Source organism: Nostoc sp. UIC 10607 (assembly GCF_047228265.1).
GTDB lineage: Bacteria > Cyanobacteriota > Cyanobacteriia > Cyanobacteriales > Nostocaceae > Nostoc > Nostoc foliaceum_A.
Window position 1 is genome coordinate 1 of record NZ_JBIQNW010000024.1, and the last position, 20,583, is coordinate 20,583.

Below are 20,583 nucleotides of genomic sequence, written 5' to 3' on the forward strand. Positions count from 1 at the left end.
ACTGCTGGAATTCAGGTATATTAGTCATTTTGGCAGTTTTTGACTCTTCTTTTTTCAGGCTTTGTGAGAAATCCGGGATTAGAGTGATGAGTGGCGTGTTGGTGTTAAACCTTGTGCCAAGATTTCATTGTCTAAGCAAATTGTTAGAAAAGCCAGTGTTAAGGGAAAAATTAAAATAAGAAACTATGTTTAAAGCATTGATTAGTTTGTCATAAAGTAAAAATAATTTATGAACATCTTAGAGATCAGAAAGAACGCGATAAGTTATTGTACTAATATGTACATACTTTCCTGTGGGGACTGTACGCAGGTTCAACTAAGAGCATTCTGACCTAAGATTTACACGTATTGTAATCTTTAGATAATCCGCTTGACCAGCTCATCGCCAATTTACGGCAAAATCGTGGGGACTTGGAAATCAAAACTATTGAATTTCAAGAGTGGTGTATGGGTGCAGTAACGTCAATTTTAGGAGGAGTAAATCTGTGAAATTGTTTTGGAATACAAGTTTTTACGGAATCTTTTGGCTCTGGAATCTGACATTTTTAATGTTAGTTTATGTAGGAATATTACCATACGTAGGTGTGCCATTATTTCAGGCAACCTTAACAGGTGATATCCCATCTGAATTTTCCTTGACTCTAGTTACTTTAATTGCAATTCCCACAATTTCCAGTATTATCGGTGGCTGGAAGTTTATTAAACAACCTTTACAACTAATTCGCCTATTTTATGGTGTAGAAGCACCCCTATTTGTGTTGTGTTTGTTGCGGTTATTTGTGATTCGAGAACTGACATCAGCCAGTAGCCAAATTCTGATAACAACGGGCGTATGTATAGCTGCTTTTACTGGAGAATTATTTTGGGGTTATGCTGACCGACGCAAAAGTAGTTTGCAATGGGTACAAATGTTAGCCCATACATTAATGCTCGTATTTGGCATTTATGCGGGTACGGTGTTGTTATTTTATGCCTTGCCATTAGCGGTATTTCTGTTGCAAGAATTCATAAAATTTGCATGGGTAAAACCATTATGGGATGTACTATATCACTCAGCTTTTGTGGGGGGGCTATTCCTGATTCTCCCTTGGCTAGCTATTCTTGGTTTTAGTGCCACATTGTTTATTGCAATGCCATCGGCGTTAACAGCAATGTATGTATATTCAGGAGCAAAAATTTTAAGAGCTTTTGCTTCAGAACATGGTAAGAATAAAACATTTGCTGGTGCTGGTGCAGTTGTTGTGGCGTTTGCAGTTACTTTTATATCTTTACAACAACAACCCCAAGTATTAGCTTTTTCACTTTTAGCTAATGCACCTAAAAATGATAGCGATCGCCAAACACTCGTAGCCAAGTCAGAACAAATCCGTACAGGATTAGTTAACGCTTATTTATCTTCTTACCGCTACCTTAGCAGCAAGCAAGAAAATAACCACATCAGTGCTATGTATCATCATGTATTAGGCTTAAATAAATCAGCTGCTGATGGATTGCAAGCAACTTATAACTTTCTGATGTCACCATTTTTATATAATGGTTCTGACAAAGATCCTGCCAAGGCAGAGAAACTTTACGCCGATTTTTTTGATACACCTCTACAAAAAGCAGAAAAAACAGCAGTTAGTCATGCAGTACAATCTACTTTTAACGAACAAGAAGTTAAAGCAGGTTTATTAAACATCAACGAAAAAAAAGTTTTATTGGTATCACAACAAGTCACAGTTAAAGAACATGGTGATTGGGCTGATGTGGAATTGTACGAAGTTTATAAAAACCAAACACGAGAAGTTCAGGAAGTTTTTTACTCCTTTTCTTTGCCAGAAAGCGCTGTAATTACTGGCTTATGGTTAGGAGATACTAATAAATTAGACCAACGTTTCCCTTTTGTTGTCTCTCCTCGCGGTGCTGCCCAGAAAGTTTATAATTCTCAAGTTAGACGTTCACGCCCTATAGATCCAGCTTTGTTAGAACAAGTAGGGCCGAGACATTATCGCTTACGGGCTTTTCCTATTCCTCCTAAGAATGTACAACAAATACAAGGGCAACCATCACTCCCCACAGAAATGCACCTATGGTTAACTTACAAAGTCCTGGGACAAGACTTGGGTTGGAAAATGCCCCATTTAGGGGAAAAACGTAATATATTCTGGACTAATCAAACCAAGCGTATCCGCAACGGCAAAGAAATCGATTTGAAAGACGATGCTTGGTTAGAAGAATTCATCCCCGCGAGTGCAAAAATTCAGCCTGTATTACATGAAGTGAATTTAGAGGAAGGCTACAAAATACTAGCTAAACCCTTATCTCGTCAAGATTACACCTTACCCAAAGGCCAACGAGTTGCTGTAGTTCTCGATACCTCTCGCAGCATGGGAAAACATGTTAAAGAATTGGTACAAACATTATCATGGTTGAAAAAACACGGCTTTGCAGATAATGATTTGACAAACAACGATGCAGATTTATATCTTAGTGTTTCTCCAGGAGCTACATCCAAACGCTTAGATGATCTCCAGCAATTTCAACCGGAAAAAGTCGCCTTTTACGGCACAATTCAACCCCAAGAAATGCTGACACAGTTTAATAATTTGCGTGGAGATACAGCTTATGATGTCGTTTTGCTGTTGAGCGATGAAGGTAGTTATGAATTGTCGAAGAACAATAAAACCGTCCCCAATCCGCCTGCACCTTTGTGGATGCTACATCTAGGTGGATTACCTGGGGCTTATAACGATGGCATCATTAAATCATTACAAGATAGCGGTGGTGGAGTTGGTATTGATATTTCTGAGGTGCTGCAACGAATTGCTACCAAATCAGTTTTAAGTGACTCTGTTGTGAGTGTTGTTAATGGGTATGCTTGGTATCTGCAAACATTAGACACAGCAATTGCAACTAGCAACCAACAAGATGATTTCTTGCCATTAGCAGCTAGACAATTAATTTTAGGGTTGAGTAAAAAAATTAAGTTAGACAACCTCAAAGGTTTGGATGCGATTCACACCGTAGCCAAAAAGTACAAGATTGTCAGCCCTTATTCTTCGATGTTGGTATTAGTCAACGATCAACAAAGACAGTTACTCAAAGAAGCAGAAGCCCAAAGCGATCGCTTTGACCGTAAAGTTGAGAATGGTAAGGAAAATCTCTCTAAACCCATTAATCCCTTGAAAGTTAGCGTACCTGAAGCATCAGGGGGATGGCTTTTAGGTGTGAGTGCGATCGCCCTATTCATCCTTGTGAAGCGTCGGCGTTAATTAATTACTCACTTAAGACCAATACCTTCGCCAAAACAAGAGTATGAAGAGATAGGGCTGCCGTAGTAGAGTTATTGTCTCTCATAACGACAACTCAAAACTCACAAACAGCCCATGTTCGATATCCTATCACTGCTACAATGCCTGCTACCACAAATAAATGCTACGACGATGCGGCAATTAAACCAGATAATTCTGGCGATGTTAGCAATGAGTGGAAGAGTCACCATGCCCTTGAATTTCTCGTTGGACAGGTAATGGTGGCAGTTATCGGACGATGTTGATACCAAATTTATGTGAGGCTGCATAGAATAATTTCCTTGTCCGGCATGGAGTTTCAAGTGTTTGATTCTGTGCATCTTCATAGAGAATTGGTATGAGATTCTTTCATACAGTAATACCTTAGACGACGTTGTTTTGGTTATTCTTTCACAAGCATTTATTTCGTGCGAACGAGATATATTTGCTGGCAGTAGATGAAGTTGTAATAAGTAAATCAGGGAAACAAACTTATGGGCTGGATAGATTTTTTTCTAGCCTAGTTAGTAAATTCTTTACTGCCATAGCAAATAATAATAGGCAAGCAATCAAACAAGCCTAGCTGCATATAATAGACAAAAAAGTATTGCTAGATGATATCTATTGCAGTTTGCCTTATATCAATGCCAAAATATACACATATATTTTTCAAACCAAACAGCAGGAAAGTAAAGCCATGAAATTGAATGTTGTAGTCCTGGAATTATCTGGAATTTTAGATGGTATTAGGGGTAATGAATTACGTCATGAAGTTAGTGGTTTCGTGACAAAAGGAGCCGATATTGTGTTGATTGACATGAAAAAAGTAACCTTTATTGATAGCTCTGGTTTAGGTGCTATAGTATCGGCAATGCAAATGGTGCGAAATACCAATGGTAAGCTTTTTGTCTGTTCTATCAGCGATCAAGTCAGAATGTTATTTGAACTGACAAAAATTGATAGAATTGTGCAAACTTTTGCTGACCAAGATGAATTTAATCGCCAAGTATTAGCAACACAATAAACTATGAAAAAATCTCAAATGCACGTTTGACTCTACTAACGAAAGTTAACTTTGACTAAAGATAAGTCATCATCAAGGTTATCTTGAGCATTTAATGTGAGAATGTTCGCTAATAGTTGATTTAGATTACAGGTATCTTTCTGGCTATATTTGGTTAGTAAGTCAATGAAAGCATCAATACCCCAAATTTTACCATCTGACTGATTAATTTCATAAGCACCATCACTAAAGATGTATAAAGTGCTATTTTCTTCGATTTCAAAAACAGCATCCTCAAATTTGACATCAGGTAAAAAGCCAATTGGTAAGTCTAAAGAAGTTAGCTGTTTAACTTCGATGCTGTTCGTAGAGATATTAGATAACAATAAAGCTGGTGGATGTCCAGCGTTGGCATAAATGAGTTGACGTTTAAGACGGTGATAAACTCCATACCAGATGGTGAAGTATTTATCACCGTGTTTACTCATTTGGAAGGCGTGATTAAGGGCTTTCAGGACTTCACTGGGTTGACAAAAGTTAGTGTTTGGTAGAGATTGCGATCGCAAAACATTCAGCACGGATACAGATAAGAGGGCTGAACCCACCCCATGACCTGATACATCCAACAAATAAATTGCCAAATTATCCTCGTCAATCCAATGATGGTCGAAGCAATCACCCCCTAGCTGCGCTGAGGGAATAAACAGATTTTCTGTAGTTACTGATCCTACAAGCGGTGAGGGTAGAAGCGATCGCACATAATCAGCGGCCTCAGATAATTCTGCTTCTAAAATTTGCTTTTGGGTTTGCAAATCCTGATTGAGTGTCTCTAAAGCTTGCTTTTGACTTTGTAGATCCTGATTTAGCTGGTGTAACCTTAGTCCTGCTCTTACCCGTGCTTTCAATTCATTCATCTCTATTGGTTTAGAGATAAACTCATCTGCTCCAGCGTCAAGTCCCCTAACTCTATCTTCCTCCTCTCCTCGAGCTGCTCCCCTAGCTGTCAATAGAATAAAAAAAGTAGTTGCCAACTCTGGATCTGTTCTAATTCGACGACACACTTCTAGCCCATCTACCTGAGACATCATCCAGTCACAGATAATCAGAGCAGGACGTAGAAGCTGTGCTTGTGTAATTCCTTCTTCACCATTGCTAGCAATAGTGGTATCATAACCCTGATTTTGGAGTGTTCTTTTCAGTACTGTTCGCACTATAGGGTCATCATCAATAACCAGAATTTTAAACATAAATTAAATTTTGCTAAGTAGAATAAAAAGTAAGTGATTGCTCTAACACAACTTATATGAAATTTAGTTTGAAATGTATAGTGAAATTACTCAAATTAAATAAATTAATTACCGAATATGATCATATCAAAATATTTTCTTGGTTAAAAAGTGAAAAATAAAATTTATCTAAAAGTCAACACAGACCTGACAGCATCACCTCAAGTTTTGTCTTGGTTCGAGCAGATTAATCAACCACCTATTCCCAATAAACAAATTTGGTGGCAATGTCAAACACTTTTGATAGAAGGCTTTACTAATATTGTTGAACATGCACACAAAAATTTACCTATTGAAACTCCTATTGAGATGGAAGCAGTGCGGTTAGATGAATATATAGAAATTCGCATCTGGTCTCAAGGCGAACCCTTTGACTTAGAGCAACAATTGCAGCAAACATTTGAATTTGAGGATAACGTTCAAGAGCGCGGGCGTGGTTTAAAAATCATGTCTACCATTGCCGACAAGTTGAATTGTGAGCCGACAGGAGATAATCGTTACTGTTTATTTATTAGTAAATATTATTAAAGTTACAGCGGGAGTTAGGAGTTTGGAGTTTGGAGTTAAGAGTCTTGATTAAAAATTCTTGAATTAGTTTAAGAAACTCTTCTAACTCTGAGATTAAATTAGTAGTACCTCGACGTTCTTGATTGTGAGCTAGTTGTTCTAGTTTTTCTGCGGCTAGATGCATGGTTGTAGCTCCAACATTGGCACTGGCACCTTTAATTTGATGGGTTTGGAGCGCTAGTTGTTCAAAGTCATGATCTGCGATCGCTATTTTAATTACCTCTAGACGAGGTTGAATATCTTCAACAAATATTTGCAGTAGTTCCAATTCAAATTCTGGGTTATTTTCCGAGAGTTGATGCAAACGTTCCCAATCTATTGGGAGGTCAACTGAACCTACATCTGTTGTAGAAGCTGTCTGCTCCAAGGCAACAGTTTCTTTTTCCATAAATATCACACTTCCCCAACGCTCTAGCGCCGCACCCAACTTTTCTTTCATTACTGGCTTACTCAGATAGTCGTCCATTCCGGCATCTAGACACAGTTGTTGATCTTCTTTCATGGCATTAGCTGTCATCGCAATTACTACAGGACGACGACTATTGACAAAGCTGCTTTCTTGCCATCGATGAATTTCTTTTGTGGTTTCTAAACCGTCGAGAACTGGCATTTGGCAATCCATGAGAATTAAATCGTAGGGAATTTTTTCCAATAACTGCAAAACTTCTTTCCCATTACCAGCAACATCAGCGCTATAACCCAGGCTTTGGAGTTGTTTCAAGGCAACTTTCTGATTCACCAGATTATCTTCAGCTAAAAGAATTCTAAGTTTGGTGGAGTCAGAGCTAGGAGAATGATAGTTGCTGTTGTTTTCGTAATGACTCCTGTTAGCAAAGTGGGGCGTAGCCCATTCTGACTCCTCTTGTTCCAGCTGCGTTCCTAAAATAGTCATGATGGTATCGAGGAGTCGGGACGGTTTGACAGGTTTGACCAAATAAGCCGCAAATCCTATTTTTAGCGCTCGTTGGATTTCATCCCGTTGATTAGTAGAGGTAAGCATAATCAAAGGTAAACTAGCGATCGCTGAATTTGCCTTAATTTGTTCTCCCAAAGTCATACCATCTATTTCTGGCATCTGCATATCAATCACAGCAACGTCATATAGATTTTTTTGCTTGGCAGCCTCCTGAATAGCTTTGAGGGCAGTAGCAGCCGAAGCAGCCTGATCTACCAGCATTCCCCAACGAGTAGCTTGATGGTGGATGATTTTGCGATTAGTGGCATTATCATCCACTACTAACAAGCGCCGATTAGTCAAAAGTCCGCGTTCGCTTTCTGAGGGAATAGGATGAAGTTGCTGGGCAAAAGTTACTTCAAACCAAAACTTAGATCCTTTCCCCAACCGACTGTCTACGCCAATTTCTCCTCCCATCAAGCTCACCAGTTGCTTGCATATGGCTAATCCCAAACCTGTGCCGCCATATTTGCGGGTGGTGGAAGCATCTACTTGGGTAAATGGCGTAAAGAGTTTGCATTGGTCTTCAGAGGTAATGCCAAGACCAGTATCTGTGATGGCAAAGTGGATGGTGGCTGTAGTAGAGTTTTGCGAACGCAATTCTGCTCGTAGTACGACCTCTCCATTACTGGTGAACTTGATCGCATTGCTGATCAGGTTCATGAGAATTTGTCGCAAGCGGCCAGCATCACCTTGCAGCTGGGTGGGGACATTGGGATAGATTAACGCAGCAATTTCTAATCCCTTATTATGGGCTGGGGGAGCCAATAATTCCAACACCTCTTCCACACAGGTAGATAAGTCAAAATCTAGAGTTTCCAGTGCCATTTCCCCAGCCTCAAGTTTGGATAGATCCAAAATTTCGTTGATTAGGCTTAAGAGAGCGTCTCCACTAATGCGAATTGTTTCGATAAAATCACGTTGCTCCGAGTTGAGGGGAGTTTCTAACATTAAGCCTGTCATGCCCAATACAGCATTCATCGGAGTTCGGATTTCATGGCTCATGTTCGCCAAAAAGGCACTTTTGGTTTTAGAAGCTAATTCAGCTTGATGACGGGCAATTTCGAGTTCTCTTCGCTGTTGAGTTTCTGCGTTTAACATTTGGGCTTGGGCTAAGGCAATACCTACTTGATCAGCTATTTGCCGTAAAAGATGAGTTTCAAAGCTAGACCATTGGCGGGAACTGCCGCACTGATGGACAATCAACAAACCGCAGAGTTCTTCTTTAACCAGAATCGGTATGACCAAATTGGACTTGACTCCAAATTGTTGCAGTAATTCTATGTGGCTTTTTTGGACTTCGACTAGATCAAAATCAGCAAGCCCCAGATTCCGTTTTTGACGGTACTGCTGTAGATAGTACTGCTGTGTATATTCCGCTTGAAAGTAAGCATTGACTAGCTCTTTGTCTTTGATTGCCAGCCAGCCAGAAACTACTGCTTCAACAATGGTGGCTCCACATCCATCTGCCAAAGGTTGATAAATCAAAACTCGGTCGCTATGGAGGATTTTTTGTACCTCCGTAACACTGATTTGGAGAATTTCTTTGATTTGTAAAGACTGACGAATCTTGAGGGTGATTTCAGTAAATAGTTGCGATCGCAAGTTTTGGCGTTGAAGTTCTTCTTCTGCCTGCTTGCGCTCGATAAACTGCCCTACTTGCTCACCAATAGAATTCATGACTGTTGCCAAATCTGGGTCAGCTTGCTGGATCTCATGGCTAAAACAGGTAATGACACCGAGGATTTTTTTACCACCACAGATCGGAAAACCGAAAGCTCCGTGCAGTTCTGCTTGGGAAGCAATTTGAGAGCGGATGAAATTCTGATCTTTGACGACATCAGCAATCCAAACAGGTTCAGCAGTGGCCCAGACACGACCAGGTAGCCCAATTCCTGGCGCAAACGTAGTCTGCCGACTTAGGATGTCAAACTCTTGCATCTCAAAGGAGATTTTATACCATGTATTTAGCAAGGACAATAGATTTGCTTGCTGATCTACTATCCAAAATTCACTAAAAGTCCATCCCAAACTTTCGCATATTCCTTGCAGGATTTGGGGCATCGTTTCGTTGATTGTAGTTGACTCTGCTAAGACGCGTGTTGTAGAGTATTGTGCTTTCAAATGTTGTTCAGTTCGTTTGCGTAAACGAAGCTCCTCGTAAACATCACTGATGTCAATACCAGTGGCAACAATGTATTCAACGCAACCCTCATAGTCTTGCAAGGTAGTATTAACCCAGGCAATGAGCCGCCGACTACCATCCTTCGTTACCCAATAGCTTTCGTATTCTTTGCGCCCCTCACCAGATCGCAACTGCTCAAAAACTGTTTTAACCAGCCCTACCTGTTCAGGAAGTAAAAACAGGTTCCAGAAATGCCTTCCTCTCACCTCATCAAATGAGTAACCAGTTGTTTGTTCACAAGCTTGATTGAAGCGAACGATTTGCCCTTGCGTGTCAAGAACTAGTACCAAAGCGCTGGCTGTATCAAGGACTGCTGAGATAAAGTTGCGTTCTTGGTTTAATGTTTCCTCTGTTAATTTACGCTCTCTTACCTCACGAGAAATGAAGTAGTAGACTATACCTAGAATCAGAAAACTCAGGAAAATAGCGATCGCAAGTGTCAAAACCGTGTTTTTAGCACTGGCTTTTGCAGCTTGTGACTGCTGTTGCAGCAACCCTTTATCCTCATTCTCTATCTCATAAATGATCTTGCGGATATCATCCATGAGATGTTTTCCCTGATTTGTCTGGATTACCTGCAACGCCGCCTCGAATCCCTGATTTTGACGCAGGTATATAGTCTGCTTGAGTATGGCAAGTTTTGCAGCTATCAGAGATTCAAGAGTTGCAAACTGCTTTTGTTGGCTAGGTTGATCTGCGATTAAATCCTTCAGTTCTGCAATTTTTTGATCGATGTTTGCAACTACTCCTTGATAAGGTTCCAGATAGCTTGCTTGTCCAGTGAGGATGTAACCGCGTTGTCCAGTCTCAGCATCCTTCATCTCGGACAGTAATTCTTCCAGTTTATTGATTTTCTCTTGGGTTTTTTGTACCTGATTACTAGTATCAATCAATGTACGTGTGTTTTGATAAGAAATCACGCCAATCAAAACTAAAATTGCCGATGCTAACCCAAACCCTCCAGCTACTCTTTTAAAAAATTGTTTGTGTCCCTTCTGTGCCTGTTTGTGTGTATGACTCGCCAATACTAAACTTGCTAAGTTGCGCCGCATTTCTAGTTGCTTAATTACCTGGCGGCCTAGAATTCGTAATGCTTCCACTTGTTCTGGAGAGAGGTTTCTTGGTACACGGTCAATTACACAAAGTGTTCCTAGTGCATATCCTTCAGGGTTAGTTAGTGGTACACCAGCATAAAACCGAACATTAGGGTCAGAGGTGACAAACGGGTTTTTAGCAAACCTTTCGTCTTCTGTGGCATCGGGTACAACAAAAACCTCAGGTTGCATAATAGCATGGGCGCAGAATGCCAAGTCTCGCGGTGTTTCTAGGGCATCCAAACCAACTTTTGACTTGAACCACTGGCGATCGCTATCAATTAAACTGATTAAGGCAATAGGAGTTCCACAAATATATGAGGCTAAACGGGTAAGGTCGTCAAAAGCAGCTTCCGAACGAGTATCGAGGATTTTATACTGCAAAAGAGATTCGATTCGCTGTGTTTCATTATCAGGTAATGGTGCTTTCATTCTTAAGTCTCATACTATTTTGGATTTTAGATTTTAGATTTTGGATTATTTATAAGGTTTACCTCCTGCCTCCTAAAATTTGACCCGCAATTGTCCTGTCAAGGAATTACCACCGTAGGCACTTCCCCCAGTTTCTTGATTTCGGACATTACTAAAGCTATAGCCGAGGTCTGCCTCTATATTTGATGAAACCTTTGCTGTACAGCGCGTTTGATAGGTATAGGCGTTGTCAAATTCTCCTTTAAGTCGCTGCTGTCCTAAGTTAGCAGCGAGGCGACAGCGTAAGAAATTAGCAATATCTCCTTCCCAAGCCACCTCAGCGTTGTAAACCAGAAAATCTGGTGGGGAAAAATAGCCACTTGTGCGTTCTAAATCGCGATCAAAACTCCAACTGAATAAGTTAGCTGCCAGAGAAAACTGTCCGAACTTGCGCTCTAGCCTACTAAATGACTGCACCTCGGAATTATTATCGTTGTAACTACCCAAACGCAATGATGAAAACAAGCTAGTGTTACGGTTAATCTGCCAGTATAAATCAGGCCCAAATCGCCAAGCAGTAATTTGATTGTCTAAAGTCCGAGCATTCGATTTATAAGGCCCTTGTTCTAAATTACCTGATAGTACTACTACCGATAGCAATTGACCGGATGACGAAACTTGCGGCGGCGAAATCGGAACCTCCACCTTAGCATTGAGATTGATAGCTGTAGGTAAACGATTGAACACATCGACTCCGGCCGCTGTTTGCAGAGTCACTTGCCCAATTTTTCCCTGCCATCCAACTTGTAAGGGAAAATTCGTTACTGATTCAACCCCGCGTTGCTCAAAGAAGTTAAAACCTGTCTTGAAAAATATTTTATTGCCATTATTCAATCGAAACTGAACCGTTGGTTCAAAAAAGAAATTGGTTTGGCCAAAGTTGTCTGTGTCATAGCGATAGTCCGTATGAAGACTTTCCAAAACTGCATCCGGCGTTTCTGGTTCAGTGGAAGTTGTTGCTGGGCTAGAATTCTGTGGTGGTTCGGGTAGCGGTGCTTGGGGTAGCGCTGGCGGTAATCGCAGATCAGGATTGAAGTTTTCGGGTGCCGCAATCAAAATAGGTGTTGGCTTTAATCGATAGGGGAGCGGCATCGAAAATTCTAGTTCGCCCTTAGCAAAGCCAACAGTCAAAGCCCCTGCTCTCAAATCTCTGTGAGTTGTAAATTTTGAGTATCGCTCTGCTGACTCAGGATTTACTTTAGTGACTTGCTCGGTCAATTCTGGAGGTGATTTCCAGGTCTGATGTGCTTGGGCAGCTTGTAACTTAGCTTCTGATAATATCCAAATACAAATACTTACGCTACAGATTACTCCCAATTGAATCTGTAGGCATCCCAAAATCAACTTAGTGTACAAACTATATCGAGAAACAAAGAGATAACGTCTAAAACTATCTGCCATAGGACGATACTATAGTTGTAAATCAAAAACTTGCTGCCAAAGAGTTTTCTGGCTGCTAGCTGATGTATTCAGCTTGGGATTATGATGCCCACAATATATCCTTGTTAAGACATGCCAAAGGAAAAAGATGTTACCGGAGGGATGATTAGTTAAACATAAGTAGTGAAGGGGAAGTGCTTTCTTTCATGCTTAACGATCGCCCGCTACGTACTAGACTTGATACCAAGTCCGGCTAATCACTTTTCATTAAAATCTTTTTGCGTAAGAGTCTCTGCCACACGCTGCCGGATCTTGCTACAGACAACTCTAAACGTCAGTCTAAACAATAAGTTTTTTTAAGCAATATGATCTGAGGGGGCATTTAACCCCCTCACTTGTCCCGCAATTAAGAGTCACCGCCATACCAGAACGGTTGGTGGGATTAGTTTTGCGGACATCTAGATGAAACAGCAAAAATTATACCAAAAGAATAGAAAACCCAACTTGCCGATGCCTGATCATCTATTAGTGTTACCTGTCGGCAAATCAGGGTGGCAGATTTCTAAGATTTGGTAGGAATAGTTACTGTGATTTTGACCAACTGCCAACTGTTCTTGTTGAGTCTGCTGTTTCCATCTCAGGGTTTTCAGCATTGTCAACCTCAAGAGTTCGGAGCAGTTCTCGAACTACGTCTGTTGCTGGCCTTCCTGTTAAAGCACAGTAGGATTCAAGTTTCTTCATTTCCTCAGTTGTGAGATTTATTGTCAGTCGTTTAACAGCCCATTTTTTATTCATAATCCTCTTTTTGTCGTTAATATGTTCCTTTTTGCCGAAATCATCAAGTCATTACGATTGTTCCCGCAGTGCATAACCTACACCACGGAGTGTATGAATCAAACGCTTTTCATTATTGTCTTCTAACTTGAGTCGCAAATAACGAATATAAACCTCAATAATATTAGAATCACCCATGAAGTCGTAACCCCAAACTTTCTCTAAAATTTGGTTTCTAGTAAACACCTGACGGGGATGTGAGAGGAGGTATTCTAATAAGTCAAACTCTTTTGCTGTTAACTCAATGCTTCGTTTTCCCCGAAAAACTTCACGGGTGCGGCGATTTAAGCTTAAATCTTCAAATTGCAATAAATCCTCTTCTGTTTCTTGCGTGCGACGGAGATGAGCGCGAATTCTAGCTAGTAGTTCCTCAATGCTGAAGGGCTTAACTACATAATCATCGGCTCCCGCATCTAATCCTGCGACGCGATCGCTCACTTCATCTTTTGCTGTCAACAAAATTACTGGTACTGTACTGCCTGTTGCTCGTAAACGGCGACAAATTTCCAAACCTGTCAACCCTGGTAGCATCCAATCCAGGATCGCTAAATCTGGCGATGAGTCTCGCGCCAGGGTTAAACCAGCAATACCATCATGGGCTACACTTACTTGATATCCTTCGCTATTAAGTTCTAATTCGACAAATCGCGCCAGTTTGATTTCATCTTCCACTAAAAGGATATGTGCTGTCATATTTTTGCTCCTAAAGCAGGTTATATGAGAATAAAAGTGCTACCATAACCTGGCTCTGCAAGGACGGCAACTTTGCCTCCCATACCTTTGCTAGGTGTTTCACAATATATCAACCTAAGCCTGCTTTGCCAGTCAAACGAGCGCGGGACGGATAAACTTGGTACAAGGGTTCAAAAATGCGAGACTGCTCCGACAAAGAAATGCCATTCAGATAGAAGGGCTATATGTAGGTAAACTGATTGTAAATATACTCCCTTCCCCTAACTTTGATTGAACACTTACACTACCCCCCATACCTTCTACAAGCGTCTTAACAATCGATAAACCCAAACCACAACCCCCAGTAGTATGAGAGCGGGATTCATCTACACGGTAAAATCTCTCAAAGATCCGTGCTTGCTGTTGCAAAGGAATGCCATAGCCTTCGTCACAAACTTGAATAATTGCCTTGTCTTGATGTTGATTTAATTTAAAAATTATAGGTGTATCAGCTTCAGAATACTTAATAGCATTATCAATCAAATTTAATAATACTTGTTTGAGGCGGCTGTAGTCTGCTTTTACCTCAATTGGGTAAATTTTTGACTCGATTGTAATGATGCGATCGCTATAGTTTTCTGCCATCATTACAACTTCTTCAACCAAGTCATTTAGCACATAAGATTTCATTTGAAAGTACAAGTAACCACTATCTGCTCGTGCTAAATCAAGTAAATCTTGTAATAAGCGGATAGTTCGTTCAGCTTCCGATGCAGCAGTTTCTAAAGCTTCTTGTTGGGTTTGGGTTAAGTTATTCTGTCTTCGCAAGACGCTTTGCAAATAACCATGTACAATCGTCAAGGGTGTGCGTAATTCGTGAGAAACATTACTTACAAATTCCCGTTCTTGCTTCCATGACTGGGAGAGACGCGATAACAGCATAGTTAAGGTTTGAGCTAATTCTTTAACTTCGCTTGGTGCATTATCAAAATATAACTGCGCTTGTCCTAAGTCTTCAGCAGAAATCACAGAAGCCATTTGATTTAGCTGACGCAGAGGTTGCAAAGAACGCTTAATATAAAATGCGATCGCAGATGTTAATACAAGAATTGCCAAAATACTAGTAATCCCTAAACTCTGCACCATTACCACAAACATTCTTTGTTCGCGGGTAATATCCTTTACTACAAATAATTCACCGAGTAACTTACCCTGCACTTGCACAGAACTACCGCATAAAACAAAGTAGCTTTGGTTCACTTTGTAAACTTGTGGTTTAATCGGCATCTTAGTCAGGGACATTAACTCAGCTACCGTAGTATCAGATAACAAATCCAAAGGCGCAGATTTTACTAAAATTTTATTATCAGGACTTTTTAGCCATAATAATGTGTTGGTATTTGCCAAATTATTAATAGCCTTTTGCAACCCAGTTTCAGGTTGCATCATTTCACTATAAATTTGCACATCTTGCGGCAAGCGTTGGGCGATTTGTTCTATATTATATTTATGACTATCAACTAAAATTTGCTGCATTCTCCAACTAGTCCATGTAGCAAGGCTACCTAATACCAAAGCTGAAAAACCAGCAATACCAACCGTGAGGCGTGACTGTAAGGAAAATGGGTCTATATTTATCCAATTCTTTTTGATTTGCTTCACTGTTCTGGTTGCACTTTAGGTGTAGAAAAAGGCTTTATCAATAAAATCAGACTGCTAAATGTAAAGTTACTGTCAACCAATACATCTTTAGTTATAGCTGATTTGAACTTACCTTTATTGCATATCTACAGTGAAAAGGGCAGACATTCCAAAAAGATTGCTGAATATTTTTATTTCATTGCCTTCTTAACTCCACAAATCTTTCTCTAGTAATAATTTAAATGCATTTACTACTAATTAAATTAATTTCCGCTGAGAATTACCTTAAGATTTGTACTCCCATCTGCTTTAATTTTATACTCTTGATTGTATTTAAGGGTTGAAAGTAGCTTCTCCTGCTTAATCCTGTTAAAAATTTATATTAAGTTTTAGCATGGATTATTATGGACATAGATTTTCAGCATAATAACAAGTTAGCTGTACATTCAGTTGAAGTGTTGTGAAATTTCTTTTTCCTAGCGACTATTTTAATCTCAAGATAGAGTGTAGAGATGGTACTAAGCGAATCGTAGAAATTGGTGATGGGCATGTATCAGATATTGTTGGATGGACGGCTGAAAGTTTTGCTCAACTTTGGGTGGGGTGATAGGTAACGAGTCGATAGTTCTTCCCCGCATCAACTCTCCGTCGCTAACCAAGCACGCAAAACCTCAGCCACTGTCCACGCTTGGGCAATACATCCCCGTGGAGTCATCGGAGCATCACCATCAAAAATTTCGCTGAGACTGCCAACACCGTGTGCAGTGAGATGATTAGCCATTGGTTCCAAAAATTGACGAGCCTGCTCAGGATTTTTGTAGACGCGCAGGTGTGCTAAGACGAACGGCCCTAACAACCAACCCCAGACTGTCCCCTGGTGATAAGCTCCATCACGTTGATACTGGTTGCCACCGTATTTTCCCCGATGTTGGGGATGGTTGGGGGCTAGCGATCGCAATCCATAAGAAGTCAGCAGCGATCGCCCGCAAGCTTCCACCACACCCTTTTGCTGGGCAAGTGTGAGCGGACTTTCTGGTAATGACACAGCAAAGATTTGGTTAGGACGCAACAACGCATCATCACCATCAGGACTGTCTAGAACGTCATAGCAATAACCTGTCTCGTCATTCCAGAAGCGAGAAAATCTATAATTTGCCCGGTCTGCCATTGCCTCATACTCTTGGTGTGGTTTACCGAGCTGACGGGCAAATTTTGCCATTGTCCGTAAAGCATTATACCAGAGGGCATTAACTTCAATCGGTTTGCCAATTCGGGGCGTAACTACCCAATCATCAACTTTGGCATCCATCCAGGTCAGTTGCACACCAGCAACGCCTGCATAAAGTAAACCATCGGCTGCATCGAGGTGGATGTTGTAACGTGTACCGCGACAGTGCCAATCAATGATGTCTGCAAGTATGGGAAAGAGTTCACCAAGCAAAGTATCATCGTCCGTAGCGCTGTAGTAGGCGCGGACTGCTTCAAAGTACCAAAGAGTGGCATCGACTGTATTATATTCTGGTTGCTCACCCGCATCGGGAAAGCGATTTGGCAACATTCCTTGGTCTACATATCTGGCAAAAGTACGAAGAATTGAGCGTGCTACCTCTGGGCGACCAGTGGAAATTGTCAAACCAGGTAGACTAATCATGGTGTCGCGTCCCCAGTCGCTAAACCAGTGATAACCAGCGATGATGGTTTTGCCGTAGGGGTCTTCTGGTACTGGGCGATCGACAATAAACTGGTCAGCAGCTAGTACTAGATGGTTGATCCAGCTAGGTGATTCCTTAGTCTTGAGAGGTCGATTAGTTTTCCAAAATCCTGTTAACTTCTGCTCTTGAGCGCGACGTAACTTAAGTGCAGCTTCACCATTGAGATTTGGTTCTTTTTCTGTGCTGGCTACAAACGCCATCGCTTCCCCAGGATTCAGTGTAACTTCAAAGGTGGCGGCGTGGAGGTGGTCTTCTTTATCTCTCAATCCCCGATAGCGTTCAACTGCTAAGTCAAAACCATGATACCAATTGTGGACAACAGATACACTAGGGCGATTACTCAACAGATACAGTGGTACAGCACCTGGATAAGCAGTTACACAAATCCCTTGTTCCAGCGGCTCAATAGACATCTGCCAATCATTGCTTTGAGTATCGCTGTGATAATCGCGGTAGTTGACCATTGCTTTGAGGGTTAACTTCAGCGGTTGGGTGGCACGACGCAGAGTATATTGAACATAGGTTGTGTTAGCGCCTTGTTGCATCCACACCCGTTTTTCTAACAAGGCATCAGCAACAGCAAAACGCCATACGGGTATTGTGTTTTCTAGAGAAAAACGTTCAATATACTGATAACCGTGGGGACTGACAATCCCATCTGCCCAACGATTGGTGTGTAGAGGATAAGAGCGAGTATCATACAGGACAGTTTCATCTAGTTTTGCCAGCAGTAATGTACGACCCAGAGGTGGTTTCAATGCTGCTACCAATAGACCGTGATAGCGGCGGGTCAATAAACCAGCCACAGTCCCAGAAGCGTAACCACCAATACCGTTAGTAACTAACCACTCCCGCGACTCTGCGGTGTCAAGATTGCCGCAGATTTCCCGCCCAAATTCAATACACATAACAGAGCAATTTTTGGTTAATCCCAACTAAAATCTTACCCGCTAATCAGGGCGAAAATTCATTAGATTAAGCAATATTAAATACTAGGATCTTTGGTAAAGACATTTCTGTAAGTAGAAGCTAAAATGTCTCTAAACGATTTTTTAATAAATTTATTAATTACGTAAATTAAATTATCGTTTGAGATCAAAGGTTATATATACAGTTTTATCCTCTCCATAAGGTGGGCAAAAGATGATATTCACTCATTGCCACCAAGTTTTCACATTCTGGCAAATCAAAAGGGGAAGAATAGAGTTTTGAAAGATTTTCAACGTTGTATTCCTTCAGAGGAAAAATATCTAGAGGCATTCCACTCAATTTATCAGGGATTGACTCCGGGACACAAAGCGATCTTGAATAAGTTGTATCAGCATTGTTATTTTATGAAGGACAATCGCAGATTACGGACTTGGGAGTTATCTGAAGCTGCGGGATATGACGGTGATTCTGCTGGTCAAATTGGTCATTTAGGTGAAAAGTTTTGCAATTTCTTTGGAGTAAAATCTGACGAATTTGGGCAGCCAGCACTTGCAATAATTAGTTGGTTTCCAGATGAAATCAATGGATATTGGTACATTGAGCTAATTCCTGAAGCAGCTAGAGCATTTAGTCGTTTTCACTTAGAAACTGTCCAATGTAAATATTAATTTTATAGTAATAGGCTTGGGTTAAGGCTTGTAGTTAGCGATCGCTCCTCTCAGATTTTCCAGCACTGTCATTTGGTGTCTAACTGCGATCGCTTATAGTTATATTAGCTTATACCTGCGAAGATGTAGCAGGTAGCGGGATAATCTCAAGACCATATTTTAGACTTGTCCGAAATATTAACTTAGGAAAAGAAAAATGGTAAAACGTTTAATTGAGTGCTTACCATTTTTCAGTATTAATTATGGTTTTTAATTATATCCAAAAGTATCCACTACGAACAAAATAAATTTTAGGGATTAGTTACGAACAATTACAATCACTGCTAAATTGTGCCATAAATCGTCATAACGGAATTAAAGCCAAACAGGAAAGCCAAAAAATTAGAATCAATGCGGCTGGTGGAGGTCGCCCAGATCGGGTACTATTGAAGCCCCAGAATGATGCCGTCCTTAGTACGCTGTTCCAAAGCAAAGCGCGGGTAGCCCCAGTGTTGGGGGATTGATATTGTGGGTTGCATTGATTTAATGGGGATTGTTGAGAATGTGGTGAGAGGCGTAGGCGTAGCCCGCCGTAGGTATCGCAGTTGTCAAGCGATCGCCTGGAATGAGAACAATTACGCCGTTACTAACTCTGCTTTCTCCAGCGTCTGTTGCAATTTATCGCCAGTTAGCTGTTCTAACGGTTGATCTAAATGTTCTGGAATCTGAAATATGGGGACAAAAATGGTCGCATAAGGCCATTATAGCGAGGTCAAATATCCAACCTGGGCGGATTCTTCCAACTCAAGGTGGCTCTTACTTCGGGGCAGAAGCCGGGTTTTGACTTCTTGCTCTGGTGTTAGAGTTATGACCCTAAGCTTGTGAAATTATCAAGAAGTTAAAGTTAATAATTATTTTTATTTAGTATTTTAACTGTCTTAACTGTCCAGTTAACTGTCTTAACTGTCTTAACTGTCCAGTTAATAAAGTTAACTGGACAGTTAACTGTCTTAACTGTCCAGTTAACTTTTTACTTAACAGTTTTAACCCTATTGCATTTTGTTGATAAAGCTGAGATGATTCATTAGTTAAAGTTTATGTGTAAAGCTAGCGTTTATTAATAACTTAGTCATCAAATTAAGAGTAAATCAAGATAAAATTATATAGTCTTAACTTAATTTGAGTGGTAATAGCTCTTATCTATACTTGTTAGAAAACTTTTATTGACTAAAATGTAATCTCGTACCCCTATTAATGTTTTAACCAAGAATGTAAGGATTTTAGGTAATTACAATGGACGAAATCGTTAAAAAACTTGCTGGTCTGGGTCTTCCTGGTGTAATTCTCGTGATTTTAACGGTTACATCAGGAGGTAGTTCTGCCGCCATTGCAGCTACTCTTACAGCATTAGGAGGGCCGTTTGGTGTTGTTGGAGGTATAGCCCTGCTTGGTCTAATAACAGTTGTAGGGGATGCTGTAGCAGGATATGGGCTTGAATCCATTGTCAAGGCTATTTATAAAGAACGTAGCAAAAACGAATCTGTTCAAGTTCTCCTCAAGGAGATTAAAGATTTACCGATTACTGAGGAGCTAAAACTCAAACTGAAAAATGAACTTAGCCCAGAAAATTTTACCGATACCCAAGAGGTTTAGATTCCAACAATAGTTTAAGTTATTGAGAATTTATTTTGATGGCTATTTCTTAATTCATCTCAACTCAGTTGGAGAAAAATTATATTTAGCTAATTTCATTCTCGTAAGAACAAAATTTGTCTTCTTCTAACCAGCTATATATTAGCCAGTACAAGCTGTTTTCACACCGCCAAGAATAAGAGTACTAAAGGGAGCTAAATTCATCTATTTTTGGAAAACTTTTTGGGGTAAAAAGACCTCTGTTCACGCATTATTTGTATTGTTATAACCAAAATCATCAG

General features: G+C 40.5%; 14 protein-coding genes and 1 pseudogene. 8 read left to right on the forward strand and 7 right to left on the reverse strand.

Features of this window, described 5'->3' with window-relative positions:
* Window positions 1–485 precede the first annotated feature (485 nt).
* The 3 genes and pseudogenes from ACEYW6_RS19945 to ACEYW6_RS19955 all read left to right on the forward strand — a co-directional run bounded on the left by ACEYW6_RS19945 (window position 486) and on the right by ACEYW6_RS19955 (window position 4,296).
* Window positions 486–3,254, forward strand: coding sequence for a TIGR02921 family PEP-CTERM protein (locus tag ACEYW6_RS19945; protein ID WP_412981106.1), 2,769 nt, complete (start codon window positions 486–488; stop codon window positions 3,252–3,254).
* Between the two features lie 114 nt (window positions 3,255–3,368).
* Window positions 3,369–3,804 (forward strand): annotated as a pseudogene (locus ACEYW6_RS19950) (transposase); the annotation flags it as partial.
* A gap of 165 nt (window positions 3,805–3,969) precedes the next feature.
* Entirely contained in the window at window positions 3,970–4,296 is a 327-nt protein-coding gene (locus ACEYW6_RS19955; RefSeq protein WP_412981107.1) for an STAS domain-containing protein, read from the forward strand.
* A gap of 35 nt (window positions 4,297–4,331) precedes the next feature.
* Here ACEYW6_RS19955 and ACEYW6_RS19960 read toward each other — a convergent pair whose 3' ends face one another.
* Window positions 4,332–5,522: a SpoIIE family protein phosphatase gene (locus ACEYW6_RS19960; protein WP_412981108.1), complete on the reverse strand. Its 1,191-nt coding sequence runs from the start codon at window positions 5,520–5,522 to the stop codon at window positions 4,332–4,334.
* A 150-nt stretch (window positions 5,523–5,672) separates the two neighbouring features.
* Between ACEYW6_RS19960 and ACEYW6_RS19965 the strand changes: the two genes are divergently transcribed.
* Complete coding sequence (locus tag ACEYW6_RS19965) at window positions 5,673–6,089, forward strand: ATP-binding protein (protein ID WP_412981109.1); 417 nt, start codon at window positions 5,673–5,675, stop codon at window positions 6,087–6,089.
* On the opposite strand, the gene ACEYW6_RS19970 is transcribed toward ACEYW6_RS19965, so the two are convergent.
* The 5 genes from ACEYW6_RS19970 to ACEYW6_RS19990 all read right to left on the reverse strand — a co-directional run bounded on the left by ACEYW6_RS19970 (window position 6,073) and on the right by ACEYW6_RS19990 (window position 15,381).
* Complete coding sequence (locus ACEYW6_RS19970) at window positions 6,073–10,794, reverse strand: response regulator (RefSeq protein ID WP_412981110.1); 4,722 nt, start codon at window positions 10,792–10,794, stop codon at window positions 6,073–6,075. The two genes, ACEYW6_RS19965 and ACEYW6_RS19970, sit on opposite strands and share 17 nt — an antisense overlap.
* Before the next feature lie 72 nt (window positions 10,795–10,866).
* Window positions 10,867–12,234, reverse strand: a complete 1,368-nt coding sequence (locus ACEYW6_RS19975; RefSeq protein WP_412981111.1) for a hypothetical protein — start codon at window positions 12,232–12,234, stop codon at window positions 10,867–10,869.
* 561 nt (window positions 12,235–12,795) lie between these two features.
* Window positions 12,796–13,008 (reverse strand): CopG family transcriptional regulator, encoded by a 213-nt coding sequence (locus ACEYW6_RS19980; protein WP_190895471.1) that lies wholly within the window; start codon window positions 13,006–13,008, stop codon window positions 12,796–12,798.
* A gap of 51 nt (window positions 13,009–13,059) precedes the next feature.
* Window positions 13,060–13,740, reverse strand: a complete 681-nt coding sequence (locus tag ACEYW6_RS19985; RefSeq protein WP_412981112.1) for a response regulator transcription factor — start codon at window positions 13,738–13,740, stop codon at window positions 13,060–13,062.
* Window positions 13,741–13,947: 207 nt separating this feature from the next.
* Window positions 13,948–15,381: a sensor histidine kinase gene (locus tag ACEYW6_RS19990; protein ID WP_412981113.1), complete on the reverse strand. Its 1,434-nt coding sequence runs from the start codon at window positions 15,379–15,381 to the stop codon at window positions 13,948–13,950.
* Window positions 15,382–15,820: 439 nt separating this feature from the next.
* Here ACEYW6_RS19990 and ACEYW6_RS19995 point away from each other — a divergent pair, with 439 nt between their 5' ends.
* A complete protein-coding gene (locus ACEYW6_RS19995; protein ID WP_412981114.1) occupies window positions 15,821–15,967 on the forward strand; it encodes a hypothetical protein in 147 nt (48 codons plus the stop codon).
* Between the two features lie 30 nt (window positions 15,968–15,997).
* On the opposite strand, the gene ACEYW6_RS20000 is transcribed toward ACEYW6_RS19995, so the two are convergent.
* A complete protein-coding gene (locus tag ACEYW6_RS20000) occupies window positions 15,998–17,980 on the reverse strand; it encodes an amylo-alpha-1,6-glucosidase (RefSeq protein ID WP_412981115.1) in 1,983 nt (660 codons plus the stop codon).
* Between the two features lie 300 nt (window positions 17,981–18,280).
* On the opposite strand from ACEYW6_RS20000, the gene ACEYW6_RS20005 reads away from it, so the two are divergent.
* The 3 genes from ACEYW6_RS20005 (at window position 18,281) to ACEYW6_RS20015 (ending at window position 20,302) form a co-directional block, all read left to right on the forward strand.
* A complete protein-coding gene (locus tag ACEYW6_RS20005; protein ID WP_412981116.1) occupies window positions 18,281–18,670 on the forward strand; it encodes a hypothetical protein in 390 nt (129 codons plus the stop codon).
* Window positions 18,671–19,177: 507 nt separating this feature from the next.
* Complete coding sequence (locus ACEYW6_RS20010) at window positions 19,178–19,357, forward strand: hypothetical protein (protein ID WP_412981117.1); 180 nt, start codon at window positions 19,178–19,180, stop codon at window positions 19,355–19,357.
* A 585-nt stretch (window positions 19,358–19,942) separates the two neighbouring features.
* Complete coding sequence (locus ACEYW6_RS20015; protein WP_412981118.1) at window positions 19,943–20,302, forward strand: hypothetical protein; 360 nt, start codon at window positions 19,943–19,945, stop codon at window positions 20,300–20,302.
* Window positions 20,303–20,583 lie beyond the last annotated feature (281 nt).